Consider the following 24,668-nt stretch of genomic DNA (forward strand, 5'->3'; position numbering starts at 1 on the left):
TCAGGCCGCGATGGTCTCGGCCAGCGCTTCGCCCGCCGCGAGCGCCACCCGGTGGGACTGGCCGGACGCAGCCACGGCCGCCATCCAGGGCGCGGCCGCCGCGTCGGATGACGGATCGAAGTACGCCGAATCGTCCCGTTCCTGCCCGGCGGGCAGGTCGCGCAGTTCCACCCGGAAGCCCTCGGCGGCGCTGCCGCGCAACTCGGGCACCGCCTGCAGCAGCCGGCGCGTATACGGATGCGCCGGATGATCGAACACGTCGTCGCGCGTTCCCTGTTCGACGATATGGCCGCGCAGCATGACCACCACGCGATCCGCGATCTGCTCGACCACGCCCAGGTCGTGCGAGATCAGCAGGCACGCGAACCCGTGCGAACGCTGCAGCGACATCAGCGTCTCCAGTACCTGCTTCTGCACCGTCACGTCCAGCGCGGACACCGGCTCGTCCGCGATGATGACCTCGGGGCGCATGACCAGCGCCCGCGCGATCGCCACGCGCTGGCGCTGCCCGCCCGAGAGTTCATGCGCATAGCGCCCGGCGTAGCCATCGCCCAGGCCCACGTCGCGCAGCGCCTCGGCCACGCGCCTGCCGCGCTCCGCCGTCGTCATGCCCGCCTCGAGCCGCAGTCCTTCGCCCACCAGCGCGCCGATGGTCATGCGCGGATCCAGCGACGAGTACGGGTCCTGGAACACCATCTGGACGCGCCGCCGCGCGGAACGCCAGGCGGCGCCGGCCCCGCCCGGCGGCAGGGCCTGCCCGTCCAGCGCGATGCTGCCCTGCGCCTGCGGCACCAGACCCAGGATGGACATCATCACGGTCGTCTTGCCGCTGCCGGACTCGCCGACGATCGCCAGGGTCTCGCCGGGCGCGACCGAAAAGCTGGCGTGGTGCACCGCCCTGACGGCGCGCTTGCCGCGCCATCCCGCGCGCACCGCGTAGTCGATCGCCAGCTTGTCCACCTGCAGGATCGGCGGCCGGACAACGGGCGCGCGCGCCTCGCCGCGCTTGGGCAACGCATCCAGCAGGCTGAGGGTGTAGGGGTCGGCGGGACTCGACAGCACCTGCGCCACCTCGCCGGTTTCCACGGCGCGGCCCCGGCACATCACCAGCACGCGCTGCGTGTAGGCCGCCACCAGCGCCAGGTTGTGGCTGATGAAGATCAGCGCCGTGCCCTGCTCGCGCGTCAGTTCGCACATCAGGTCCAGCACTTCCTTTTGCACCACGCAGTCCAGCGCCGTCGTCGGTTCGTCGGCGATCAGCAGCCGGGGCTTGAGCAGCATCACTCCCGCCAGCAGGATCCGCTGCCGCATGCCGCCCGAGAACTCGTGCGGATAGCGCGTCATGCAATCGCGCGCATCGCGCACCCGCACGCGCTCGAGCATCTGGACGGCCGCATCCCAGGCGGCGCGGCGCGCCATGCCCCGACGCAGCACCAGCGCTTCGATCAGCTGCTCGCCCACCCGGAAGGCCGGATTGAGCGACACCATGGGCTCCTGGAACACCATGCCGATACCGGTGCCGCGCACCGCCAGCCATTCGCTGGCGCTCTGCCCCAGCAGATTGCCGCCGTCAAAGAAAGCCCTGCCGCCCGTGATGCGGGCGGCGTCGGGCAGCAGGCCCAGCAGCGCCTTTCCGATCAGGGTCTTGCCGCTGCCGGATTCGCCGACGATGGACAGCGACTCGCCGGCGTGCAGGTCGAACGACACGCGGTTCACGACAGGCGCCGCATCGCGCTTGCCCGGAAAGCGGATCTCCAGGTCGCGCACCGACAACAGAGGTTCGCGCGCGCTCATGCCATCACTCCCCGCATGCGCGGATCAAGCCGGTCGCGCACCGCGTCGCCCAGCAGGTTGATGCCCAGCAGGCTCAGCGAAATCATCGCGCCGGGAAACACGGCCAGCCAGATGGCCTGGTCCATGGCGTTGCGGCTTTCGGACAGCATGCCGCCCCAGGTCGCCAGGGGCGGCGGCACGCCCAGGCCCAGGAAGCTCAACGCGCTTTCGGCCAGCAGCGCCGAGCCGAAGATCGACGTGGCGAAGATCAGGAGCGGCGCCACGCAATTGGGCAGCACGTGGCGGAACACCGTCCACAGGCCGCCGTGGCCGGTCGCGCGCGAGGCGATGACGAAGTCGCGCTGACGCAGGGACAGCGCCGCGCCGCGCGCGATGCGCGACACGGACGGCGAGTAGGCCAGGCCCAGCGCCAGCACCACGCCCCACTTCGACGGCCCCAGCACGGTCATGATGCCCAGCGCCAGCAGCAGGCCCGGAAACGCCATCATGGATTCGACCAGCACCGAAATGCCGCGATCCACCCAGCCGCCGGCGTAGCCCGCCGTCACGCCGATGGTCGTACCCAAAACCAGCGCCAGCAGCACCGAGAACACGCTGACCGCCACGCTGACGCCCGCCCCGGCCATCAGGCGGGACAACACGTCGCGGCCGAACTCGTCCGTACCCAGCCAGTATTCGGCCGAAGGCGGCGAAAAGCGAGCCAGCAGGTCGCCCTCCAGCGGATCGTGAGGCGTGTAGACCAGCCCCACCAGCGCCAGCAGCACCACGGCGCCGACCAGAAAGCCGCCCAGGACGGCATTGGTATGCTTGAAACCCGACATGATGATCCTATTGAAGCTTCACGCGCGGATCGAACAGCGGATACAGCAGATCCACCACCAGATTGACCGCCACGTACAAGAGCGCGATGAACAGCAGGCAGCCCTGCACCACCGGATAGTCCCGCGCATAGATGCTTTCCACCAGCAGCCGGCCGATGCCCGGCAGCGTGAAAACGGTTTCGATCACGGCCGCGCCCGACAGCAGATGGCCCAGCATCAGGCCGATCACGGTCAGCGTGGGGCCGAAGGAATTCGGCAGCACGTGGCGCAGCATCACCCGTTTTTCAGGCAGGCCTTTCGCCCGGGTGTGCGCCACGTACTCCAGCCGCAGCGTCTCGATGGTGCTGGCTCGCATCATGCGGGTGATCGCCGCGATCTCGGTCAGCACGATGGCGAACACCGGCAGCACCAGGTACTTCGCCGCGCCCAGGCCACCCTGCAGGACCGACTCGAATCCATAGACGGGCAGCCAGTTCAGCTTCACGCCGAATAGCCAGATCAGCAGGATGCCCACCCAGAAACTGGGCATGGAGACGAACAGGATGGACGTCGACACGATGGCCGTGTCGGCGCGCCGGTTCTGGCGCCACGCGGCGACCATGCCCGCGGGAACGGCCACCAGGCAGGCCAGCAGCGTGGCCGTCAGCACGACCTGCGCCGTGACCGCGAAATGCGTCAGCACCAGATGCGTGACCGGCTCGCGCCGGGCGATGGACATGCCCAGGTCGCCTTGCAGCGCATGGCCGACCCAGATCATGAACTGCTCGCCCACCGGACGGTCCAGGCCCAGCGCATGGCGCATGTCGGCCAGCAGCGCGGGGTTGTCGATGTCGCCCAGCATCAGTGATGCCGGGTCTCCGGGAATGGCGCGGATCATCGCGAAGACCAGCACCGTCACGACGATGACGGTGGGCACCGCCGCCGCGATGCGCTTGAGTAGATAGCCCAGCACGGCGCCTCAGTTCTTGGTGACGTTGAAGAAGCGCGGCTTGCGCAGCGGCCAACCGGTGAATCCGTGCAGCTGGCTCGACACCACCACATAGCCGGGCTTGTTGTAGTACATCAGCAGCGGCGTGTCGCGCAGCATCAGCGCGTGCAGCTTGTCGAACGCCTGCTTGCGCGCGGCCGGGTCGGACTCGGCTTCGATGGATTCGAGAATGGCGGACGCCTCCGGACTTTCCCATTGCGCCATCGGGGCCTTGGACTTGTCGCCGACCACGTCGCGGAACATCAGCGCGGGTTCGGTGCGCGCGGAATAGGCGAAGGCCATGAGCTGGAACTTGCCCTCGCGGAAATTGGTCACCTGCGTGCCCCATTCCAGCATGTCGAGTTCGGTCTTGATGCCGGCCTTGTTCAAAAGCTGCTGCGTGACGACCGCCACGCGGTACAGGTACGGATAGCGCTTGTTGGCCTGCAGCTTCAGTGGTTCGCCGCGATAGTTGGCGGCCTCGAGCAGGCGCTTGACCTCCTTCAGGTTCTTTTCATAGCCCGCGCGATCCGCGGCCGAGTAATAGGCGCTGGCCGCCGGCACCAGGGACGGGTTGTAGGCCGCCTGACCATTGTTCAGCGCCTTGGCGATGGCGGGAAAATCCAGCGCCAGCGCGATTGCGTGGCGCATGTTCACGTCCGACAGAAGGGGCGAACGCGTCTGCATGAGCAGGTTGACGGTGTCCAGCCCCTGCTCGGTCACGATGTTCCAGCGCAGGTCCTTGGCGGGCAGGTTGTCTTCGTCGGCGTTATAGGCGTCGACCTGTCCGGCCATCAGCGCGGCCTTCTGCGCCGCGGCATCGGGAATCACCACGAAGCGCACGTTCGCCAGGGCGGACTTCTTGCCCGCCATGCCGCTGGCCGCCTCGGTGCGCGGCGCATAGCCCGCATACGGCGTCAGCAGCACATGCTGTTCCTTCTTCCATTCCGCCAGCACATACGGGCCGGTGCCGACCGGCTTGACCCAGTTGCCGTCCGCGTCCACGCTTTTCGGGCTGAGCACCGGCATCGGGCACTGCACGCTGGCCATCTGGTCCAGGAACAGCGCATAGGGCTGATCCAGCTTGAACACGACGGTGGCCGGGTCGGGCGTTTCGACGCCGACGACCTTGGCGCCCTTGCTGCCGTCATACAGGTTCTTGCACGAATATTCCGACTTGGCGCCCGTCAGGTAGTCGTAGCTCCATTTGACGTCGGCCGATGTCATCGGCGATCCATCGTGGAAGGTCACGCCCTGGCGCAATTTGAAGGTGTAGGTACGCTTGTCGTCCGACAGCGCCCAGCTGTCGGCCAGCATGGGCGCGACGCTCATGTCGGCGCGCAGCGCGACCAGGGCCTCGACCACGTGCGCCAGCACGTTGTCGGTGGAGGTGTTGCGCGAACGGCCGCCGGGCAGCGACGTGGGCGTGCCCGAGCCTTCCGCATAGCGGATCTCGGGCAGCGCGGCCTGGGCCTGGGTCTGGGTTTGGGTCAGCCCTGGCAGGCCCGTGAAGGCGCCGGCCAGGGCGGCGGATAACATCAGCGCGCGCTTGGCGCGCAAGGCTTGCTCGGTCATGGAAGTTTCCCCCTGGAATCGGATCAGAACAGCCGGTACTCGGCGAAGTTGCGCCCTTCATAGGGCTTGCGCGCAATCCACATCACCCCGCTTTCGGGCTCCATCAGGGTCGTCGCCACCGTCGCGGAAATGCTGTCGAAGCTGGCCGGCTTGGGCGAACGCAGCACGCCATCGGGCGCGGCGAAGTCATCGGCAAGAATGCGCTTGACCGTGTCCCAGTCGACGCTGCCGCCCGCGCGCGCCAGCATGTCCTGAACGCGGCGCTGGCGGTAGATGGAATCCGGATTGGCGGCCAGACCCTTGTCGAACAGCTTGGCGCGCGCGGGCGGACTGATCCAGTGGTTGGCGTGCACCAGCAGGCCGTTTTCGGGCGTGATCCAGAAGATCTCGTCGGGCGCGCATTCCAGGTCGACGGCTTCGCCCTGGGCCTGCGCCAGCATCAGGTTGTTGGAGCAGAAGCGGCGCGACGCCCAGAGCACCTTCATGGCATTGCAGATGTTGGTGGATTCCAGCATCTTGCGGCGCACCAGCACCAGCGGGACCTCGGCGGGACGCTGGTAGTCCTGCTCGCAGGACAGGAAATTGCCGGACAGGGACACGCCGGCGCTGTTGAAGCCGTGGCGTGCCAGGCTGCCCGCCTCGGTGAACACCAGCAGGTCCGGACCGTCTTCGCGACGCATGCGCAGCACGATGCCGGTGTCCACGCATTCTTCGCGCCAGTCCCAGTTGTGGGCGTGCATCAGCTTGCCGCCGGCGGCAGCCTCGGGCAGCACGACCAGGCCGGTGCAGCCATCGTCCAGGCCCTTGCGGGCGCGGCCCAGTTCGGCGTGGCCGAACATCATCTCGGTGCGGCAGTTGATCACCACCACGTCTTCCAGCGCCTGGCCGGCGCCGTCGGCGATGCCGCGCAACTCTTCAAGGTAGGCGGCGTCGTAGTCGCCCACCACCGGCACCATGGCGGCGGCCAGCTCCTTGAGCCGGGCGGCGCCCACGCCGCGGCGTTCCAGTTGGCCGCGGTACAGCGCGACACTGCGCGCGACGCGTTCGGGCACGGCGGCGCCGTGCTGGCGACCGCGTTCGTAGGGACTGCCCTGTACGTCGACCAGGGGAAAGGGGGTAGGCATAGTCACGCTGGCAATGCTCCAGATTCAAGCGATGGCATAAAGTCCGGCAGATTTTGTACTAATATATAGAAAAGTTCAATACTAGGGTTTGCCCAGGATATCGCCGCAGCCCGCCGCGCCCGCACCGCGAACCCCGGGCTCTCCGGTACCATTCCGACTCCGCCGCCCCCAATCCGCCATTCCGACGCCCCATGCCCGCCGCCGCTTCCGCCCGCCCCACCCCGCTGCAGGTCGACCTGGCGCGCAATATCGCGCAGGACATCGCGGCGGGGCGCTACGCGCCGGGCGACCACCTCTCCGAAGAGGCGCTGGCGGCGGACTACGACGTCTCGCGCACACCCGTGCGCGGCGCCCTGCGCCTGCTTGCGGCGCAGGGGCTGATCTCGCACCGCCCCAACAGCGGCTACACCGTGGCGGACAACGCGGCGGCCGCGGCGTCCCCCATCGAAGGCGCCGGCCCCACGCTCGACGAACTCTACCGGCGGCTCATCGACGACCGCGCCTCGCGCGGCCTGCCCGAAACCTTCACCGAACGCGACCTGCTGCAGCGCTATGAGGCGCCGCGCAGCCTGCTGACCAAGACCCTGCTGCAGTTGTCCGCCGACGGCCTGATCGAAAAGCGCAAGGGCCACGGCTGGCAGTTCGCCCCCTCGCTTGAAAGCGCCGAGGCGCTTGCGGAGAGCTACCGGTTCCGCATGACCATCGAATGCGCGGGCCTGCTCGAACCCACCTTCCGGCTGGACAAGCCTGCGCTGGCGCGCATGCGCGCCGCGCACGAGGCGCTTGTCCAGCGCGACGACGCCGCGATCTCCGCCACGGAGTTCTTCGCGCTGAATGCCTCATTCCACGAGATGCTGGCCCGCTTCTCGGGCAACCGCTACATCCTGCAGGCCGTTCAACAGCAGAACCAGCTGCGCCGCCTGGAAGAGCATGCGGCCTTCTACCGCGACGCCCGCTTCGTCAACTCCAGCACCGAACACCTGCAGATCATCGAAGCCCTGGAGGCCGGCGACCAGGAATGGGCCTCGCAGCTCATGCGCCGCCACCTGAAGACTTCGCTGCAGGCTTCCTGCCCCCCCCCCCCCTTCAAATGCCCGCCCGCTGCGGACGGGCAGCGCCGCCGTGCGCGCACGCCGCGTCTGCGCATTTCCCATTATTGTATTTATCATTTATTTAATACAAAATAGACAGACCTGAACCTCACGTCTAAGCAGGATCTGTCCCATGCCCTCGCCTTCCCCCCTTTCCGCCAATCCCGAAGCCTATTGGATGCCCTTCACCGCCAACCGCCGGGCCAAGCGCGATCCGGTGCTGTTCAGCGCCGCCGAGGGCATGCACTACATTCGCCCCGACGGCCGCCGCGTGCTGGACGGAATCGCGGGCCTCTGGTGCGTGAACGCCGGCCACCGCCGGCCCGAGATCGTGCAGGCCATTTCACGCACCGCCCATGACCTCGACTACGCTTCGTCGTTCCAGATGAGCCACCCGCTGGCGTTCGAACTGGCGGACGCCCTGCGCGCGGAGGCGCCGGAAGGCTTTTCCAACATATTCTTTTCAAACTCGGGGTCGGAGGCGGTGGACACCGCGCTGAAGATCGCGCTGGGCTACCACCGCGCGCGCGGCCAGGGCCAGCGGGTCCGGCTGATCGGACGCGAACGTTCCTATCACGGCGTGGGCTTCGGCGGCCTGTCGGTGTCCGGCATCGCAGGCCACCGCAAGCCCTTCGGCAACCTGCTGCCTTACGTGGACCACCTGCCCCACACCTACGACCGCGACCAGATGGCCTATACGCGCGGGCAGCCCGACTGGGGCGCCCATCTGGCCGACACCCTGGAGCGCATCGTCGCCCTGCATGACGCGTCGACGATCGCCGCCGTCATCGTGGAACCGGTGGCCGGATCCACCGGCGTGATCGTTCCGCCCAAGGGCTACCTGCAGAAGCTGCGCCAGATCTGCGACGCGCACGGCATCCTGCTGATATTCGATGAAGTGATCTGCGCCTTCGGCCGCATCGACGGCGCGTTTGCCTCGTCGTACTTCGGCGTCAAGCCGGACATCATCACCAGCGCCAAGGGCCTGACGAACGGCGCCATCCCGATGGGCGCGACGCTGGTGCAGCAGCACGTCTACGATGCCTTCATGCAAGGCCCCGAAAGCGCCATCGAGTTCTCTCACGGATACACCTATTCCGGGCATCCGGTGGCCTGCGCGGCGGGCCTGGCGACACTGGAAATCTGCAAGCGCGACGGCCTTTTCCAGCGCAGCCGCGAACTGTGGAACTACTGGGAAGACGCGGCGCACAGCCTGAAGGGCCTGCCGAACGTGATCGACATCCGCAACATCGGCCTGCTGGCCGCCATCGAACTGGCGCCGCTGGAGGGCAAGCCCGGCCAGCGCGCCTATGCGGTGCACACCGCCTGCCTGGAGCGCGGCTGCCTGATCCGGTCGGCGGGCGACACGATGCTGCTATCGCCCCCGCTCATCATCGAGCGCGCCCAGATCGACGAGCTGTTCTCGGTGCTGGCGGACGTGCTGCGCGCCAGCGCCTGACAACGTTCCCGCCTACGCCAGCAGCCGGCCCACCGTGTCCACCACCCGCCGCACATCCGCGGCGGACACGTCCAGGTGCGTCACCAGACGCGTCGGGCCGCCGTAGACGGCGCGCATCAGGATGCCTTCCTTGGCCAGCGCGGCGGTCAGCGCGTCGCAGCGAGACGGCTCGAACTCCGCGAAGACCATGTTGGTGTCCTGGCTCAGCACCTTCACGCCGGCAATGCCGCGCAGGCCCTCGGCCAGTTGCCGGGCGTTCTCGTGGTCTTCGGCCAGCCGGTCCACGTTGTGCTCCAGCGCATACAGGCAGGCGGCCGCCAGCACGCCGGACTGGCGCAAGCCGCCGCCCAGCATCTTGCGCCAGCGGCGGGCGCGGGCAATCAGCTCTTCGCTTCCCACCAGCACCGACCCCACCGGCGCGCCCAGGCCCTTGGAAAAGCAGATGGACACCGAATCGAACGGCTGGCACAGGTCCGCCACAGGCTTGCCGCTGGCCACCGCCGCATTGAACACGCGAGCGCCGTCCAGGTGCGTGCCCAGACCCTGCTCGCGCGCCCACGAGGTCGCGGCCTGGATGTAGGCGGCCGGGATCAGCTTTCCGTGGAAGGTGTTCTCCAGGGCCAGCAGGCGCGTGCGCGCAAAGTGCGGATCGCCCTTGGGCTTGAGGGCTGCCGCCAGCTTTTCCAGCGGCAGGGAACCGTCCGCCGCATGCTCGATCGGCTGCGGCTGGATGCTGCCCAGCACCGCAGCTCCGCCCCCTTCGTACTTGTAGGTGTGCGCAAGCTGGCCGACAAGGTACTCGTCGCCGCGGTCGCAGTGCGCCATCAGCGCGGCCAGGTTGCTTTGCGTGCCGGAGGGAAAGAACAGCCCCGCGGCCTTGCCGGTGCGCTGCGCCAAGGCTTCCTGCAGCCGGATGACGGTAGGGTCGTCGCCCATCACGTCGTCGCCCAATGGCGCGCTGGCCATCGCCTGCAACATGGCGGCGCCGGGCCGGGTGACGGTATCGCTACGCAGATCGATCATGAAAGATTCCAGGAAAGAGGGAGAAGGTCGTCGGAAAAGTCAGTCGGCGCGCGCCGCGGGCGCCGCGCGGCTCACGACCCAGATGCCGGCCAGGATCAGCACCATGCCGCCCAGTTCGACGGGCGTGGGCCGTTCGGAGAGGATCGCCCACGCCAGCAGCATGGCCACCACCGGCACGCCCAGGCTGGACAGGCCCGCGATCGACGCGGGGACGCGCCGCACCACCTGCAGCCACAGCAGCCAACCCGCGGCGGTGGCGATCAGCACGATGTAGGTCATGCCGGTCCATAGGGGCCAATCCCATTGGGCCGTCATCTGCGGCACCAGGTAGGCCACGGGCACCATCACCAGCCCGCCGAACAGCATCTGCCAGGCCGTGAACGTCATCACATCGGGCGCATGCCGCTCGAACATGCGCTTGGACAGCACCGTGCCCACGCCCCAGCACAGGCCGCTGCCCAGGCCCAGCAGCACCGGGCGGATGTCGCCCAGCCCGTTCCAGGGCTCGACAAAACAGACCAGTCCGACCGCAGCGAGCGCGATGCCGGCCCCGTGCCGGGCCGTGGGACGTTCGCCCAGCAGCCACCAGGCAAACAGGATCACCCAGAACGGCATGGTGTAGGCCATGAGCGACACCTTGCCCACGCCGCCCGACACCAGCGCCGTCTGCACGAAGCCCTGGAATCCGGCCGTCTGCGTCAGGCCGATCAGCAAGGTCAGCTTCCAGGGCGGCATCGCCAACGGGCGGCGCGTGATGATCACCAGCGCAAACAGCACCAGGCTGCCCACCACGTAGCGCAGCGCCACGAAGTCGAACGGGCCGATGTAGGGAACGATCAGCTTCATCGCGATCCAGCTGCCCGCCCAGACCAGGATGGTGCTGAACATCAGGGCCAGCCCTGCGCGATCGAAACTGCTGCTGCTCACGGGTGAGCCTCCGTACAAAAGAAAAGGGATGCCAAAAGAATACGCCCGTGCCGGAGTTTGCCGGCACGGGCGTGGACATTATGCGCCTGTCGCGTTGCAAATGGCCGGCCGAAGCCGGCCGGTCTTGCTTACAGGGGCTTGGACAGCTGCTCCAGGATGGCGGGGTTCTCGAGCGTGGACACGTCCTGCGTGACTTCCTCGCCCTTGGCGACCACGCGCAGCAGGCGGCGCATGATCTTGCCGGAACGGGTCTTGGGCAGGTTGTCGCCGAAGCGGATGTCCTTGGGCTTGGCGATGGGACCGATTTCGCGGGCCACCCAGTCGCGCAACTGCTTGGCGATGGCTTGCGCCTCTTCGCCTTCCGGGCGCGACCGCTTGAGCACCACGAAGGCGACGACGGCCTCGCCGGTGGTGTCGTCGGGGCGGCCCACGACGGCGGCCTCGGCCACCATTTCATGCGCCACCAGCGCCGATTCGACTTCCATCGTGCCCAGGCGATGGCCCGACACGTTCAGGACGTCGTCGATGCGGCCCATGATCCAGAAGTAGCCGTCCGCGTCGCGCTGCGCGCCGTCACCGGCCAGGTAGTAGCCGCGCAGCTCGGACGGGAAGTAGCTTTTCTTGAAGCGTTCGGGGTCGCCCCAGATGTTGCGGATCATCGCCGGCCACGGGCGCTTGATGACCAGGAACCCGCCATTGCCCTTTTCGACATCGCCGCCGGTTTCATCGACGATGGCCGCGGCGATGCCCGGCAGGGGCAGCGTGCACGAGCCAGGCTTGGTCGGCGTGGCGCCGGGCAGCGGGGTGATCATGTGGCCGCCGGTTTCCGTCTGCCACCAGGTATCCACGATGGGGCAGCGCTCGCGGCCCACATTCTTGTGATACCAGATCCAGGCTTCGGGGTTGATGGGTTCGCCCACCGTGCCGATGATGCGCAGGCTGTCCAGGTCGTAGTTCTTCGGGTGCGCTTCCGGGGCGGCCTCGGCCGCCTTGATCAGCGAGCGGATCGCAGTGGGCGCCGTGTAGAACGTGGTGACCTTGTGGCGGGCGATCATGTCCCAGAAACGGCCGGCATTCGGGTAGGTCGGCACGCCTTCGAAGACGACCTGCGTCAGCCCGGCGGCCAGCGGGCCGTACGTGATGTACGTGTGGCCGGTGACCCAGCCCACGTCGGCCGTGCACCAGTAGACGTCGTCCTTGCGCGCGTCGAAGGTCCACTTGACGGTCAGGAGCGCCCAGAGCAGATAGCCCGCCGACGAATGCTGCACGCCCTTGGGCTTGCCGGTGGAGCCGGAGGTATAGAGGATGAACAGCGGATGTTCGGCATTGACCGCGACGGGCTCGCAGGTGTCGGGCTGGCCGGCCTCGACGTCGTGCATCCAGAGGTCGCGGCCTTCGTTCCATTGCACCTTGCCGCCGGTGCGGCGGTACACGACGACCTTGGTCACGGCCTCGCAGCCGCCCATCGCGATGGCTTCTTCCACGGCGGGCTTGAGCGGGATGGTCTTGCCGCCGCGCACCTGTTCGTCGGCGGTGATGACGAGCGATGCGCCCACGTCCACGATGCGTTCCTGGAGGCTCTTGGCCGAGAAGCCGCCGAACACCACCGAGTGCGTCACGCCCAGGCGGGCGCAGGCCTGCATGGCCACGACGGCTTCGATCGACATGGGCATGTAGATGATGGCGCGGTCGCCCTTCTTGTAGCCCAGCGCGGCCAGCCCGTTGGCGAAGCGGCACACGCGCGCCAGCAGTTCGCGGTAGCTGACCTTGTCGACCTTGCCGTCGTCGGATTCAAAGATGATGGCAGTCTTGTCGGCGTTGCCGTTGGTCAGGTGCACGTCCAGGCAGTTGGCCGAGACGTTCAGTTCGCCGTCGCCGAACCAGCGATAGAACGGCGCATCGGATTCGTCCAGGACCTGCGTGAAGGGCTTGGTCCATTGCAGGTTGTCGCGGGCCTGTCCTGCCCAGAATCCGTCGAAATCGTTCTCGACCTGCGCGCACAGCGCGTTGTAGGCGTCCATGCTGGGGATCGCGGCGCCCTGCGACGCGCGCTCGGGCGGCGGAAACACGCGGTTTTCCACCAGTACGGACTCAATAGCGTTCGACATGATCTTTGTCTCCAATCGGTGATTCTGTTGTTTATGCCGCTTTTTTATTACCCACCTGCAACCGTATCGCCGCGCTCTTACGGGCACCTTACGCAAAAAGCGGGCCGGAGCCCGCGCATTTGCGTGTAGCGCAGCGACCTGGCAGCGCCGGTAAAGGGCAGGCAAGCGCCCGAAGGCGGCCCCGCACGGCATGCACAAGCAAACGACGCACCAGCGCACAGTGCGAAAACAATGCCAAGCAATCAGCAGGCGCCGCCGCGTTTGTGGTCGGCAGCGCCGGGCAGTCCATAAGGATAGCAGCCGGCGCGGCCTTGGCGCATGCAGCGTTCAGCCGGCCTGGCGCGCCAGGCCGGCCTTCATGTCCACGCGCGACAAGAGGATCAGCCCGCCGACGAAGAACAGCCCCGTGACCAGGATGGCCAAGCGATGGTTGCCGTGCGTGGCCCAGGTCACCAGGCCATAGGTCAGCGGCCCGATCACCGCGGCCAGCTGCACCGCGAAGGTCCACAGCGAATAGAACTCGGCCAGGCGTCCGGCCGGCGCCAATGCGCCGGTCATCGCCCGCCCCGCGCTCTGCGTGGTGCCCATGCACAGTCCGGCCAGCGTGGCGGCGACCCAGAACACGGGCGCGGTCACGGCCGCGTAGGCCACCAGCACCATGACGATCCAGCCGCACAGCGTGATGGCCAGCGCCGGCTTGTGGCCGATGCGGTCCTGCACGTAGCCGAACGAAAACGCGCCCGCCGCCGCGCCGATGTTCACCGTGAAGACCAGCAGCATGATCTGCGGCGTGGTGAAGCCCATGACCTCCGAGGCGTAGACCGCGGCCAGTGTGATCACCACGGCAATGCCCGCCTGGTAGCAGGCGATGCACATGAGCAGGCGCCGGAACTCCGGGAAATGCTGCCCGGTCTCGCGCCAGGCGTAGGCCAGGCGCCTGAGCACATCCAGCGCAAGCTGATTGCCGGGCTTCGGCCGGGCGCGCTCGCGCAGCAGGAAGAACGATGGCAGCGAGGCCAGCGCAAACACCGAGCAGGTGACCACGACGACCCACGGCACGAACTGTTCCGCCGTGGCGCCGCGCGCCTCGGCCAGCGTCACCACGACCAGGGACAGCCCCAGCGTGAGCATGCCGCCGAAGTAGCCGAAGCTCCAGCCCCAGCCCGACACGCGCCCCAGCGCCGCGGGCTTGGCCAGTTCGGGCAGGAACGCCGCAACCACGGATTCCCCGACGCAATAGCAGTAGTTGGACACGACGATGGCGGCGAGCGCCAGCCATACGTCGCCCGGCCCGGCCTGCGTCAGGACCAGGGTGGCCGCCACGCAGCCCGCCGTGCTCGAGTAGAGCAGGCGGCGCTTGCTGGCCCGCGCATCGGCGCGGGCGCCCAGCGTGGGCATGGTCAGCATGATGAGCAGGTAGGACAGCGACAGCGCCGCGGTCCAGGCCAGCGTGGCCCACGGGGCGCGCCCGCCGACCACGCCGACGAAATAGGTGCTGAAGACCGCCGTGAGGATGACGGTGGTGTAGCCGGAATTCGCGAAGTCGTACATGGCCCAGGCCCAGACTTCGCGCTTGGCCACGCCGGGGTTCAGCGGACTTGCGTCCGCCGCCCCGGCGGCCTGCGCGGAAACGCCGGCAGGCGTTTCCGGCGGAAGCGCCTGGCTCATAGGCCCAGCGCGGCGATGCCTGCTTGCGCGATCTGCACGTCTTCGGTGGACTTCACGCCCGAGACGCCCACCGCGCCGATGACCTGGCCGTCGGCCACGACCGGCACGCCGCCCTCGAGCATGCCTTCGATCAGCGGCGCCGACAGGAACGAGTAGCGGCCGTTGTTGATGATCTCTTCATAAATGCGCGACTCGCGGCGGCCCAGCGCGGCGGTCTTGGCCTTGGCGGGTGCGATGTGCGACGAGATCGGGGCCGCGTCGTCCAGGCGCAGCATGCCCAGCAGGTGGCCGCCGTCGTCGGTCACCGCGATGGTGACGGCCCACTTGTTCTGCAAGGCGTGTGCTTCGGCCGCGGCCAGGATCTTCTTGACGTCTTCGGCGCTCAGCACGGGTTTGGTTTTCATTGCAGTGACTCCTTGATCTGTTCGAGGGCGTTGGGATCTTCCATGGTGGTCAGGTCGCCGGGATCGCGCGCTTCGCACACCGCGACGATCGCACGGCGCAACACTTTGCCCGACCGGGTCTTGGGCAAGGCGCCCACGAACCGGATCCGGGCCGGCTTCGCCACCGCGCCCAGCTGTTCCTCCACCAGCCGCATGATATCGCCTTCCAGCTGCTTTGCCCCCTCCGGCGTTTCGGCGCCGGCGGGATTCTTCAAGACCGCGAAGGCCATCGCGACCTGGCCCTTGAGCGGGTCGGCAACCCCAACCACCGCGCACTCCGCGATGCTGCTGTGGCTGTTGACCGATTCCTCGATCTCGCGCGTGCCCAGCCGGTGGCCCGCCACGTTGATCACGTCGTCCGTGCGGCCCAGGATGAACCAGTAGCCGTCCGCGTCCACCAGCCCCCAGTCGAACGTCGAGTACACCTGCCGTCCGGGAATGGACGTGAAATAGGTCTGCACGAAGCGCTCGTCGTCGCCCCAGATGGTGGACATCGCGCCGGGTGGCAGCGGCGGCACAATGGCGACCACGCCTTTCTCGTCGGGACCCAGGTCCTCGCCGCTGGATTCGCTGACGATGCGCGCGTCAAATCCATAGACCGGAAACGAGGGGCTGCCGAAGCGGGTGGGCACCTTCTCCACGCCGGGCTGGGCCGACAGGATCGGCCAGCCGGACTCGGTCTGCCAGTAGTTGTCGATGATGGGCTTGCCCAGCCCTTCGGAAATCCACTGGGCGGTCGGCTCGTCCAGCGGCTCGCCCGCCAGGTAGACGGCCCGCAGCGTCGACAGGTCGTGCTGCCTGAGCAGCGCCGGGTCCTGGCGCTTGAGGACGCGCACGGCCGTGGGCGCCGAGAACAGTGTGTTCACGCCGAACTGCTCGACCAGCTTCCACAGGATGGCGCCATCGGGGCGCACCGGCGTGCCTTCGTACAGGATGGTCGTCTGCCCGCCGATCAGGGGGCCATAGACAATATAGGAGTGCCCCACCACCCAGCCGATGTCGCTGGTGCAGAAATAGGTGTCGCCGGGGCGACCGTCGAACAGGTATTCCATGGAGGAAGCCAGCGCCACCGCATACCCCCCCGTATCCCGCTGCACGCCCTTGGGGCGGCCCGTCGTGCCCGAGGTATACAGGATATAGCTGGGCTCGGACGACTCCAGCCATTGCACGGGCACCCGGGCGCCGCGGTGGCGCTCGCGCAGGGTGGCGTAGTCCAGGTCGCGTCCGGCCACGGGTTCAAAGGGCGCCAGGCCGCGGTCGAACACCACCACGGAAGCCGGCGGAGACTTGGCCAGGCCCAGGGCGCGGTCCAGCAGCGGCTTGTAGGGCACGATCTTGCCGGCGCGCGAACCGCCGTCGGTGCACACCACCACCTTGGGCGCCGCGTCGTCGATGCGCTGGGCCAGGTTCACCGAGGCAAAGCCGCCGAACACCACGGAATGGACCGCGCCGATCCGCGCGCATGCCAGCATCGTGAAGACCGCTTCCGGCACCATGGGCATGTAGAGCAGGACGCGGTCGCCTCGGCCCACGCCCAGTTCCCGCAGCATCGCGGCCGCGGCGTTGACCTCTTCGAAGACGTCCTGGCGCGTGTAGATCTGCTCGCGGTCGACCTCGGTGGACACCCAGATCAGGGCCGGCTTGTCGGCCTGGGTGGGCAGCCAGCGATCGACGGCGTTGTAGCAAAGATTGGTGCGACCGCCCACGAACCACTTGGCGAATGGCGGACGCGAGAAGTCCAGCACAGACTCGAACGGCGTTTCCCAGTGGATCCGGCTGGCCTCTTCGCGCCAGAACGCGTCGCGATCATGTACCGAGCGGTAATGGAAATCCCGGGTTCTTTGCATTTTTGTCTCCTGGTATTGTTCATAGGCCTTAAGGCTGATTGATTTCTTTTCGAATCTTTTCGGTCATTCTGGTAGGCAAACCTTGCACGAGGCTTGCCGCAAGTCAAAAAATTCTCCCAAATGTCCACGCTGCATGGATATTTAGGGCCGTTACGTCACGAATCGGCCTTAAAAGTTTGGTAGAATCCCCGCGAAGTTGCACATAATTGTTGATTTTGCTGACATTTCGGCCTCATCCGCGGCGAATGCCGTGGTTTGCGCTGTTATCGGCGAATCATCCCCAGGCGAATGCATCGACACTCCTTACTCGCGCGATTCAATTCATCCTCCGGCCAGGCAAAGCGCGGTCTGCGCATGCTCGCGCTGGTTGCATGCGTCGCGAGTCTGGCGGGTTGTGCGGGTTCTGGTCAAAAGTCAACCGCCCATACGTCCGAGATCGACCCCTACGAAATGGAGTGGGTCGCCACCGCGGATGACCCCATCGGTCTCCTGGTGGTACAGAAATTCAAACGCGAACGCCAGCGCACCCATTCGGCCGTCGGCAGCGACAACGCCATGGTCAGCGAAGCCCTGAACCACCTTGGCATCCGCTACCGCTTCGGCGGCAGCACCCCCGATACCGGCTTTGACTGCAGCGGACTGGTCGCGTATTCGGCCGAACGTTCGCTGGGCCTGAAACTGCCCCGCAACGCCGCCGAAATCGCCCAGCAAGGCGTGGCCGTCAACAAGAACGAACTCAAGGCCGGCGACCTGGTCTTCTTCAACACGATGGGCCGCCGTTATTCCCACGTGGGCATCTACCTGGGCGACGACCGCTTCGTGCACTCCCCCAGCGCCGGCGGCGTGGTTCGTGTCGAAAGCATGACCATGGCCTACTGGACCAAGCGCTACAACGGCGCCCGCCGCCTGGACAACAGCCTGATGGCATCGGCCCGCGCGGCCAACTGACCGCGCCGCTTTTCAGCTGCATGTTCGCACGCCGGCAACACGGCGCGCCATCCCCCAGAATGCAAAACGCCGCCAGACATCCCTGTCCGGCGGCGTTTTCAATTTCTCTTCGCGGCTTTCAGGCCGCAGGCCTTTGCGGCCTCCCCAGTTTTTCGTAGCTGATCGGCAAGATGCCTGCGGTCAATGAACCGTGCCGGCTCGCGGGCACAGGCCGCATTGCTGCAGGGCCTGCTGCATGCTGCACACCGAACGGCGACAAGCGACGACCCGGATGCCGCCGCGCTGAGCCGCGTTGCGGAAGGTCTTCATGACGTTGTGACCCAGGAAATCGGTCAGCAGGATGACCAGCTGCGTGCCGGACGGCAGCTGCAGCGTCTTCTTCTGGTGAGAGGGATCGCGCCCGCTGATGTGGTGCGTGATCGAGATATTGTGTCCTTTGAGCAGATCGGGAATATTGCCGAGGCGGTCGGCGCCCACTACCACTGCACTAAGTCCTGCCGTCATGATGAACCTCACTGGGTCGTTGAGCCTGGATGTAATGATAATGATTCCTATTTTTTCGTCAACTCAAATGAGATCGGTTCTTATTTAATTATTTTTATGAGCTTATGGATGGGGATAGTCAGCCCCTCCCCCAAGGCGAAAAAAAAGCGCGGCGCCTTCGAGACGCCGCGCTTGCGCGCGAGTTAGGGGGTGGCTGCCGCTTACTTGGGAGCCCCTTGCACGGCATCGGTGACGACGGCACGGGTCAGCGACGGCGCCAGCATCTCCAGGAACGTGTAGACGTAGTCGCGCAGGAATACGCCCGCCTTCACGCCCACGCGGGTCGTGTGCGTGCCGAAGAGATGCCCCACCGGCAGACCGACCAGATTGGAGTCGCGGCGCGGATCGTAGGCCACGCCGGCGATGATGCCGATGCCCAGCCCCACGTCCACGTAGGTTTTGATCACGTCGGCGTCGATGGCTTCGAGCACGATGTCCGGATGGATGCCCTGATTGGCGAAGATCTCGTCGATCGTGCTGCGGCCGGTAAAGGCGCGGTCGTAGGTCACGATGGGATATTCGGCCAGTTGCGCCAGCGACAGGCGCTTGGCGGCGCTGGAGGTCAGCTCGGCCAGCGGATGGTCCGGGCGCACCACCACGGTGTGCTCCCAGGCATAGACGGGCAAGGTCGCCAGGCCGGGCGTCAGGGCCAGCGATTCGGTTGCCAGCGCCAGGTCGGCCTGCTCGTGCAGCACCATTTCGGCGAGTTGCGCGGGGCTGCCCTCGGCCAGCGACAGGTGAACCTTGGGGAACTGCTTGCGGAAGGCGGGAATCACGCGGGGCAGCAGGTAGCGCGCCTGCGTGTGTGTGCAGGCGATGACCAGGCCGCCCTCGTCGCGGCGGGCGAATTCGTCGCTGACCTTCTTGAGGTTGTCGACCTCGCGCATGATGCGGTCGATGACCTGGGACACGGCCAGCCCGGGCTTGGTCAGCCCCTTGATGCGCTTGCCGTGGCGCTCGAAGATCTTGATGCCCAGCTCGTCCTCGAATTCGATGATCGCCTTGGACACGCCGGGCTGCGAGGTATAGAGCATCCGGGCGGCTTCGGTCAGGTTGAAGTCGCGCCGGATGGTTTCACGCACGAAACGAAATTGCTGGAGGTTCATTAATTGGCCCCTGATAGACGGGCCAATTATAAGTAATAAGAACGCCTTGCTATATGAATTATTCGTATAAGCTTAGGAGCAAGGCGTCCCCCTTTCAGCGCATCGAGATTGTGGTGTTCACGGTCTTGGCATGCGCCGACCAGCGTGCGGTAACGGTCTTGGTCTGCGTCCAGAACTGCACCGCCTGCTTGCCGTTGGGGCCCAGGTCGCCCAGCTTGGAGCCGCGCGATCCCGTGAAGCTGAACCACGCCACCGGCACGGGGATCGGCACGTTGATGCCCACCTGGCCCACGTCGATGTTGTTCTGGAAGTAGCGCGCCGCGCCGCCGTCCTGGGTGAACAGCGCCACGCCGTTGCCGTTGGGGTTGCGGTTGATGAAGGCCACCGCGTCTTCCAGCGTTTCGGCGCCGACGCAGCACAGGACCGGGCCGAAGATTTCCTCGGTGTAGATGGTCATGTTTTCCGTCACGGCGTCGAACACCGTCGGGCCCACGAAGTTGCCTTCCTCGAAACCCGCGACCTTCAGGTTGCGGCCGTCCAGAAGCAGCTTGGCGCCTTCGTCCACGCCCTTCTGGATCAGGCTTTCGACGCGCTTCTTGGCATTGGGCGACACCAGCGGGCCCAGGTCGGCTTCGCGGTCGGTGCCGGAATTGACCTTGAGCTTCTTGGCGCGCTCGACGAAATCGGGCAGCCAGTTGCGCGCATCGCCCACCAGCACCGCCACCGACGAGGCCATGCAGCGCTGACCGGCGGCGCCGAAGGCCGCGCCCAGCAACTGGTTCAGGGCCACTTCCGGATCCGCGTCGGGCAGGATCACGCAGTGGTTCTTGGCGCCCATCATGGACTGGCAGCGCTTGCCCGCGGCCGAGGCGCGGTTGTAGATCTCGGTGCCGACGCGGGTGGAGCCGATGAACGACACCGCCTTGATGTCGGGATGCTCGCACAGGCCATTGGCCGTCTCGGGGCCGCCATGCACCACGTTCAGCACGCCCGCGGGCAGGCCGGCTTCCAGCGCAAGCTGCGCCAGGAACAGCGACGAGGTCGGGTCCTGCTCGGACGGCTTGAGCACGAAGGTGTTGCCGCAGGCGACGGCGATCGGGAACATGAAGCAGGGCAGCATCACCGGAAAGTTGAACGCGGTGATGCCCGCGCACACGCCCAGCGGCTGGATCAGGGTGTAGACGTCGATGCCGGACGCGGCATTTTCGGCGTACTCGCCCAACTGCAGGTTGGCGATGGAGCACGCATGCTCGACCACTTCCAGGCCGCGGCCGACTTCGCCTTCGGCGTCGGGCAGCGTCTTGCCGTGCTCACGGGTGATCATCTCGGCCAGCTTGCCGGTGTTGGCGCGCAGCAGTTCCTGGAACTTCAGCATGACGCGCATCCGCGCGCCCTGCCCGCTGTTGCGCCAGGTCTTGAAAGCCTCCTTGGCGTTGGAAACGGCCAGGTCCAGTTCTTCGCGCGTGGCGAAGGGAACCTTGGCGACGACTTCCTGGGTGGCGGGGTTGATCACGTCTCGCCATTCGGTGGTTTTGGACTGCACAAGCTTGCCGCCGATCAGTAGCGGAACGCGCGGGACTTCACTCATTTTGATGCTCCTCACACTGCGTAGTCGATGCGGATGGAATCCGCGTTCTTGGATGTTTCGGCGCGCCGCGGAACGCGTCCGCGGGCGCCGGCGGGCGACCTGCCCGGACTATTTCTTCACCAGCGGGCACAGGGAATCGGACAGGGGCTGGAAGGCTTCGGCCGCCGGAATGGTGGCCACCAGCTTCGAATAGTCCCAGCCGCCCTTGGAATCCGCGGGCTTCTTCACTTCGTACAGGTACATGTCGTGGATCACGCGGCCGTCCGGACGGATCGACGCATTGCGCATGATCGGGTCCTTGATCGGCAGTTCGCGCATCTTGTCGGCCACGACCTTGCCGTCGGTGCTGTTGGAAGCCGCCACCGAGCGCAGGTAATGCAGGACGCTGGAATACACGCCGGCCTGCGTCATGGTGGGCTTCAGGCCGCGGAAGGCCTTTTCGAAGCGCCCGGACCATTGCCGCGTCGCGTCGTCGTAATCCCAGTAGAAGCCGTCCACGTAGGACAGCCCCTGGGCGTTCTCCAGGCCCAGCGCACGCAGGTCGGACAGGAAAATCAGCAAGGACACCAGCCGCTGCCCGCCGGCCACGATGCCGAACTCGCGCGCCTGCTTGACGGCGTTGACGGTGTCCTGGCCGCCATTGGCCAGCGCCACCACCTGCGCCTTGGAGCTTTGCGCCTGCAACAGGTAGGACGCGAAATCGGGCGCGTTCAGGGGATGGCGGACGCTGCCGGCGACGGTGCCGCCCAGGGCCTGCACGGCCTTGACCGTATCGGCTTCCAGCGAGTGCCCGAACGCGTAGTCCACGGTGATGAAGAACCAGGACTTGCCGCCCGAGCGCACGGTCGCCTTGGCGCCGCCCGCGGACTGCGAGTACGTATCGAACATCCAGTGAAAGCCCACGGGCGAGCATTCCTTGTTGGTCAGCGCCGTGGTGGCCGGACCCGAGAACATCACCACCTTGTTCTTTTCGCGGGCGATGCCCTGCACGGCCAGCGCCACCGCGGAGTTCGTCAGGTCGGCGATGGCGGTGACGCCGTCGCGGTCGAACCACTCGCGCGCCCGGGCCGCCCCGACGTCCGCCTTGTTCTGGTTGTCCGCGGACACCAGTTCGATCTTCATGCCCTTGCATTCCGCGGCCAGGCAGTCGTCGATGGCCAATTGCGCCGCCGCCACCGAACCGGGCCCCCCCATGCCGGCATAGGTGCCCGACATGTCCGTCAGAATGCCGATCTTCACTGGCGGCTTGTCCGCCGCGCAAGCCTGGCCCACCAGTGCGGCGCCCAGACACAAGCCTGCGGCCAGCCCGCGTGCGTGCAATTTCATGGATTTGTCTCCTGAGTTTTTATGCGCTGAGTTCTAGCGTTATCGCGCCGTCTTCGCGGCCTGCGGTCCCAGGGCACAGCCCCAGGCCTGCCAACCCAGTGTAGATGTGTGAAAATCAACAAGCAACACCAGAAATGCACATTCCTTGTGCATTCCTGCACAATGGGAATTTGCCTTCGGCGCGCACTCGCGCACGGGGCGGGAGAGCCGGATCTTGCTTGATTGGGACAGCCTGCGGTACTTCCTGGAAGTGGCCCGCACCCAGCGCGTCAGCGCCGCGGCGCGCAAGCTCGGCGTGGAGCACACCACCGTCTCGCGCCGCATCCGCGCGCTGGAAACGGAACTGGACACCTTGCTGTTCGAGAAATCGCGCAGCGCCGGATTCGTGCTGACCGACGACGGCCAGCGCCTCTTCGTCCATGCCGAGCAAATGGAAAGCGTCGTGCACACGGCGCGCGAAAACCTCTCCGGCATCGGCCAGGCGCTGTCGGGACATCTGCGCATCGGCGCCACGGAAGGCTTCGGCAGCTACGTGCTGACGCCGCTGGCCGCCGACTTCCAGCGGCGCTACCCGCACATCACGCTGGATATCCTGCCGGTGCCGCGTTTTGTCAGCCTGTCCAAGCGCGAGGCCGACCTGGCCATCACCATCGAACGGCCGCAGCGCGGCCCCTATGTGTGCAGCAAGCTGTGCGACTACACGCTGCGCCTCTATGGAACGCCGGGGTATCTGGCGCGCCACGCCCCCATCCAGGAACGCGCGGACCTGGCCGACCACACGTTCATCGGCTATGTCGACGAACTGCTGTTCAGCGAACGCCTGCGCTATCTGGAAGACCTGCTGCCCGCAAGCAAGGTGGTGCTGCGCAGCACCAGCGTGGTCGCGCAGTACCACGCAGCCTTGCAGGGGCAGTCGCTGGCCATCCTGCCCTGCTTCATCGCGGCGCAGGACCCGAGGCTCAAGCCGGTGCTCGAGAACGAGATCGCGATCACGCGCTCATTCTGGATGTACTGCCATGAAGACCTGCGCAAGCTCAAGCGCGTGACCGCGCTGTGGGAGTTCATTCGCAAGTCGGTGCTGAAGAATGCCGACCTGCTGGCCGGGCGCCGCGGGACGATGAAGTACCTGCCCTAGCGGGCGCCGCCGCGCGGCCCGGCAAATGGCCCCGCGCACGCGAGGCCTGCGCCGCCTGACTTTACGCGCTGTTCTTGGGCGCCTTCACGCGCAGGCGCCGCATCAGCAGGAAAGCGGTCAGCAACGCCACCGCGCCATGGATTGCCCAGACGCCCAGGCCGAAGCTGAGCTTGCCGCTCGAGATCCAGGCGCGCGACAGGTTGATCAGGTTCATGTACAGCAGGCCGACCAGGCCGGCGATGAGCAGGTCGCCGGACCGCCCCAGGCGCGGATTGACCGCCCCGAGGGGAATGGCCAGCAACGCAAGGTTAAGCGCCGCCAGCGGCAGCGAAATGCGCCACATAACCTGCGACCAGCTGCTGTCGGTATTGTCTTCCATGAGCTGCGGCGTGGTGCGCGCCTTGGAGGAACGCTCCGCCGCCGCGCGGGCCTCGGCCACCGGATCGCCGCCCGACTTGCTTTCCAGCCGCAGGCCGTATTTTTCGAAGTGCACCAGCCGCAGTTCAGGCGTACCCGGCTTCAGGTCGTAGCGGTGGCCTGCGCCCAGCACCAGGAAGCGATCGCCGTTGGGCTGGGTTTCGCTGTGGGCGCTGCTTGCGGTCAGGACGCTGAGCCATTCGGGGCCGATCTCGCGCGCGAATACGTTGCCCAGTTCATCGGAAGGATTGACCGGGTCTTCGGCGAAGAACACACGGTTGCCGCCGGAAGATTCGGCGAACTGGCCGGCCGTGACCTTGGACAGGTCGGAGCGCTGCTCGAAGCGCTCGTGGTATTCGGCGATCTGGCGATAGGCCCACGGCGACGCCACCAGCGTCAGGCCGGCCACGGCCAGCGCCACCGGCACCGCGACGCGCAGCACGGGCTTGAGCCAGTCGGCAAGCGAAAGGCCGCTGGCGAACCACACCACCATTTCGGATTCACGATAGTTGCGCGTCACCGTGGTCAGCACGGCGATGAAGATGGACACCGCCAGGATGGTCGGCAGCGCGGTAATGGTCGAGAGCGCAGCCAGCACCACGACGACGTCCGCTCCGATGTTGCCGCCCGCGGCCTCGCCGAGCAGGCGTACGAGAAGCACGCTGAGCCACACGATGAGCAACGTGGAAAAGACAACGCCAGCGTGACTGGTGATCTCGCTGACGACCGAGCGTTTAAATAGAGACATGGGAGAATAT

At 66.6% G+C, this 24,668-nt stretch carries 20 protein-coding genes; 4 read left to right on the forward strand and 16 right to left on the reverse strand.

From position 1 onward, the window contains the following. The 5 genes from ABE485_RS14010 to ABE485_RS14030 are packed head-to-tail and all read right to left on the reverse strand — an operon-like array spanning position 1 to position 6,281. Positions 1–1,794, reverse strand: a complete 1,794-nt coding sequence (locus tag ABE485_RS14010) for an ABC transporter ATP-binding protein (RefSeq protein ID WP_346515892.1) — start codon at positions 1,792–1,794, stop codon at positions 1–3. Then, entirely contained in the window at positions 1,791–2,615 is an 825-nt protein-coding gene (locus tag ABE485_RS14015; RefSeq protein WP_346515893.1) for an ABC transporter permease, read from the reverse strand. The genes ABE485_RS14010 and ABE485_RS14015 overlap by 4 nt, the downstream gene beginning before the upstream one ends. Positions 2,616–2,622: 7 nt before the next feature. Further along, the gene (locus ABE485_RS14020; RefSeq protein ID WP_346515894.1) at positions 2,623–3,567 is read right to left on the reverse strand and encodes an ABC transporter permease; all 945 of its coding nucleotides are present in this window, start codon (positions 3,565–3,567) and stop codon (positions 2,623–2,625) included. 6 nt (positions 3,568–3,573) lie between these two features. Continuing rightward, complete coding sequence (locus ABE485_RS14025) at positions 3,574–5,157, reverse strand: ABC transporter substrate-binding protein (protein ID WP_346515895.1); 1,584 nt, start codon at positions 5,155–5,157, stop codon at positions 3,574–3,576. Between the two features lie 23 nt (positions 5,158–5,180). After that, positions 5,181–6,281, reverse strand: a complete 1,101-nt coding sequence (locus tag ABE485_RS14030) for a C45 family peptidase (protein WP_346515983.1) — start codon at positions 6,279–6,281, stop codon at positions 5,181–5,183. A gap of 191 nt (positions 6,282–6,472) precedes the next feature. On the opposite strand from ABE485_RS14030, the gene ABE485_RS14035 reads away from it, so the two are divergent. Both ABE485_RS14035 and ABE485_RS14040 read left to right on the forward strand, forming a co-directional pair. After that, on the forward strand, positions 6,473–7,468 hold the full coding sequence (locus tag ABE485_RS14035) for a GntR family transcriptional regulator (RefSeq protein WP_346515896.1): 996 nt from the start codon (positions 6,473–6,475) through the stop codon (positions 7,466–7,468). Between the two features lie 37 nt (positions 7,469–7,505). Further along, the gene (locus ABE485_RS14040; RefSeq protein ID WP_346515897.1) at positions 7,506–8,831 is read left to right on the forward strand and encodes an aspartate aminotransferase family protein; all 1,326 of its coding nucleotides are present in this window, start codon (positions 7,506–7,508) and stop codon (positions 8,829–8,831) included. Positions 8,832–8,843: 12 nt separating this feature from the next. Here the strand turns inward: ABE485_RS14040 and ltaE are convergent, their stop codons facing one another. From ltaE to ABE485_RS14070, 6 genes are all read right to left on the reverse strand, one after another. Beyond that, positions 8,844–9,854 carry a low-specificity L-threonine aldolase gene (ltaE, locus tag ABE485_RS14045; protein WP_346515898.1) on the reverse strand — a complete coding sequence of 337 codons (1,011 nt, stop codon included), beginning with the start codon at positions 9,852–9,854 and terminating at the stop codon, positions 8,844–8,846. A gap of 39 nt (positions 9,855–9,893) precedes the next feature. After that, the gene (locus ABE485_RS14050) at positions 9,894–10,742 is read right to left on the reverse strand and encodes a DMT family transporter (RefSeq protein ID WP_430795424.1); all 849 of its coding nucleotides are present in this window, start codon (positions 10,740–10,742) and stop codon (positions 9,894–9,896) included. A 167-nt stretch (positions 10,743–10,909) separates the two neighbouring features. Further along, positions 10,910–12,889 carry an acetate--CoA ligase gene (gene acs, locus ABE485_RS14055; RefSeq protein ID WP_346515900.1) on the reverse strand — a complete coding sequence of 660 codons (1,980 nt, stop codon included), beginning with the start codon at positions 12,887–12,889 and terminating at the stop codon, positions 10,910–10,912. 327 nt (positions 12,890–13,216) lie between these two features. Next, complete coding sequence (locus ABE485_RS14060) at positions 13,217–14,557, reverse strand: MFS transporter (protein ID WP_346515901.1); 1,341 nt, start codon at positions 14,555–14,557, stop codon at positions 13,217–13,219. After that, a complete protein-coding gene (locus tag ABE485_RS14065) occupies positions 14,554–14,961 on the reverse strand; it encodes a GlcG/HbpS family heme-binding protein (protein WP_008161933.1) in 408 nt (135 codons plus the stop codon). Before ABE485_RS14065 ends, ABE485_RS14060 begins: the two co-directional genes overlap by 4 nt. Next, positions 14,958–16,886, reverse strand: coding sequence for a propionate--CoA ligase (locus ABE485_RS14070; RefSeq protein ID WP_346515984.1), 1,929 nt, complete (start codon positions 16,884–16,886; stop codon positions 14,958–14,960). Before ABE485_RS14070 ends, ABE485_RS14065 begins: the two co-directional genes overlap by 4 nt. 249 nt (positions 16,887–17,135) lie before the next feature. Between ABE485_RS14070 and ABE485_RS14075 the strand changes: the two genes are divergently transcribed. Beyond that, a complete protein-coding gene (locus tag ABE485_RS14075) occupies positions 17,136–17,795 on the forward strand; it encodes a C40 family peptidase (RefSeq protein WP_346515902.1) in 660 nt (219 codons plus the stop codon). Positions 17,796–17,975: 180 nt separating this feature from the next. Here the strand turns inward: ABE485_RS14075 and ABE485_RS14080 are convergent, their stop codons facing one another. The 4 genes from ABE485_RS14080 to ABE485_RS14095 all read right to left on the reverse strand — a co-directional run bounded on the left by ABE485_RS14080 (position 17,976) and on the right by ABE485_RS14095 (position 22,358). After that, a complete protein-coding gene (locus tag ABE485_RS14080) occupies positions 17,976–18,299 on the reverse strand; it encodes a DUF2325 domain-containing protein (RefSeq protein ID WP_035212827.1) in 324 nt (107 codons plus the stop codon). 200 nt (positions 18,300–18,499) lie between these two features. After that, positions 18,500–19,444 carry a CysB family HTH-type transcriptional regulator gene (locus ABE485_RS14085; protein WP_008161940.1) on the reverse strand — a complete coding sequence of 315 codons (945 nt, stop codon included), beginning with the start codon at positions 19,442–19,444 and terminating at the stop codon, positions 18,500–18,502. 94 nt (positions 19,445–19,538) lie between these two features. After that, positions 19,539–21,032 (reverse strand): CoA-acylating methylmalonate-semialdehyde dehydrogenase, encoded by a 1,494-nt coding sequence (locus tag ABE485_RS14090; RefSeq protein WP_346515903.1) that lies wholly within the window; start codon positions 21,030–21,032, stop codon positions 19,539–19,541. Between the two features lie 108 nt (positions 21,033–21,140). Beyond that, positions 21,141–22,358, reverse strand: coding sequence for an ABC transporter substrate-binding protein (locus ABE485_RS14095; RefSeq protein WP_346515904.1), 1,218 nt, complete (start codon positions 22,356–22,358; stop codon positions 21,141–21,143). Positions 22,359–22,572: 214 nt separating this feature from the next. Between ABE485_RS14095 and ABE485_RS14100 the strand changes: the two genes are divergently transcribed. Beyond that, entirely contained in the window at positions 22,573–23,493 is a 921-nt protein-coding gene (locus tag ABE485_RS14100; protein WP_346515905.1) for a LysR family transcriptional regulator, read from the forward strand. Positions 23,494–23,554: 61 nt separating this feature from the next. On the opposite strand, the gene lptF is transcribed toward ABE485_RS14100, so the two are convergent. Continuing rightward, entirely contained in the window at positions 23,555–24,658 is a 1,104-nt protein-coding gene (gene lptF / locus ABE485_RS14105) for an LPS export ABC transporter permease LptF (RefSeq protein ID WP_346515906.1), read from the reverse strand. Between the last annotated feature and the right edge of the window lie 10 nt (positions 24,659–24,668).

The sequence above is a fragment of the Achromobacter spanius genome, from assembly GCF_039673305.1.
Classification (GTDB): domain Bacteria; phylum Pseudomonadota; class Gammaproteobacteria; order Burkholderiales; family Burkholderiaceae_B; genus Achromobacter; species Achromobacter spanius_F.

Coding starts and splice junctions, on each gene's coding strand:
- ABE485_RS14025 (WP_346515895.1), bottom strand. CDS start 5,157: ATGACCGAGCAAGCCTTGCGCGCCAAGCGCGCGCTGATGTTATCCGCC.
- ABE485_RS14080 (WP_035212827.1), bottom strand. CDS start 18,299: ATGACGGCAGGACTTAGTGCAGTGGTAGTGGGCGCCGACCGCCTCGGC.
- lptF (WP_346515906.1), bottom strand. CDS start 24,658: ATGTCTCTATTTAAACGCTCGGTCGTCAGCGAGATCACCAGTCACGCT.
- ABE485_RS14015 (WP_346515893.1), bottom strand. CDS start 2,615: ATGTCGGGTTTCAAGCATACCAATGCCGTCCTGGGCGGCTTTCTGGTC.
- ABE485_RS14095 (WP_346515904.1), bottom strand. CDS start 22,358: ATGAAATTGCACGCACGCGGGCTGGCCGCAGGCTTGTGTCTGGGCGCC.
- ABE485_RS14085 (WP_008161940.1), bottom strand. CDS start 19,444: ATGAACCTCCAGCAATTTCGTTTCGTGCGTGAAACCATCCGGCGCGAC.
- ltaE (WP_346515898.1), bottom strand. CDS start 9,854: ATGATCGATCTGCGTAGCGATACCGTCACCCGGCCCGGCGCCGCCATG.
- ABE485_RS14010 (WP_346515892.1), bottom strand. CDS start 1,794: ATGAGCGCGCGCGAACCTCTGTTGTCGGTGCGCGACCTGGAGATCCGC.
- ABE485_RS14060 (WP_346515901.1), bottom strand. CDS start 14,557: ATGAGCCAGGCGCTTCCGCCGGAAACGCCTGCCGGCGTTTCCGCGCAG.
- acs (WP_346515900.1), bottom strand. CDS start 12,889: ATGTCGAACGCTATTGAGTCCGTACTGGTGGAAAACCGCGTGTTTCCG.
- ABE485_RS14075 (WP_346515902.1), top strand. CDS start 17,136: ATGCATCGACACTCCTTACTCGCGCGATTCAATTCATCCTCCGGCCAG.
- ABE485_RS14090 (WP_346515903.1), bottom strand. CDS start 21,032: ATGAGTGAAGTCCCGCGCGTTCCGCTACTGATCGGCGGCAAGCTTGTG.
- ABE485_RS14065 (WP_008161933.1), bottom strand. CDS start 14,961: ATGAAAACCAAACCCGTGCTGAGCGCCGAAGACGTCAAGAAGATCCTG.
- ABE485_RS14030 (WP_346515983.1), bottom strand. CDS start 6,281: ATGCCTACCCCCTTTCCCCTGGTCGACGTACAGGGCAGTCCCTACGAA.
- ABE485_RS14035 (WP_346515896.1), top strand. CDS start 6,473: ATGCCCGCCGCCGCTTCCGCCCGCCCCACCCCGCTGCAGGTCGACCTG.
- ABE485_RS14040 (WP_346515897.1), top strand. CDS start 7,506: ATGCCCTCGCCTTCCCCCCTTTCCGCCAATCCCGAAGCCTATTGGATG.
- ABE485_RS14050 (WP_430795424.1), bottom strand. CDS start 10,742: ATGTTCAGCACCATCCTGGTCTGGGCGGGCAGCTGGATCGCGATGAAG.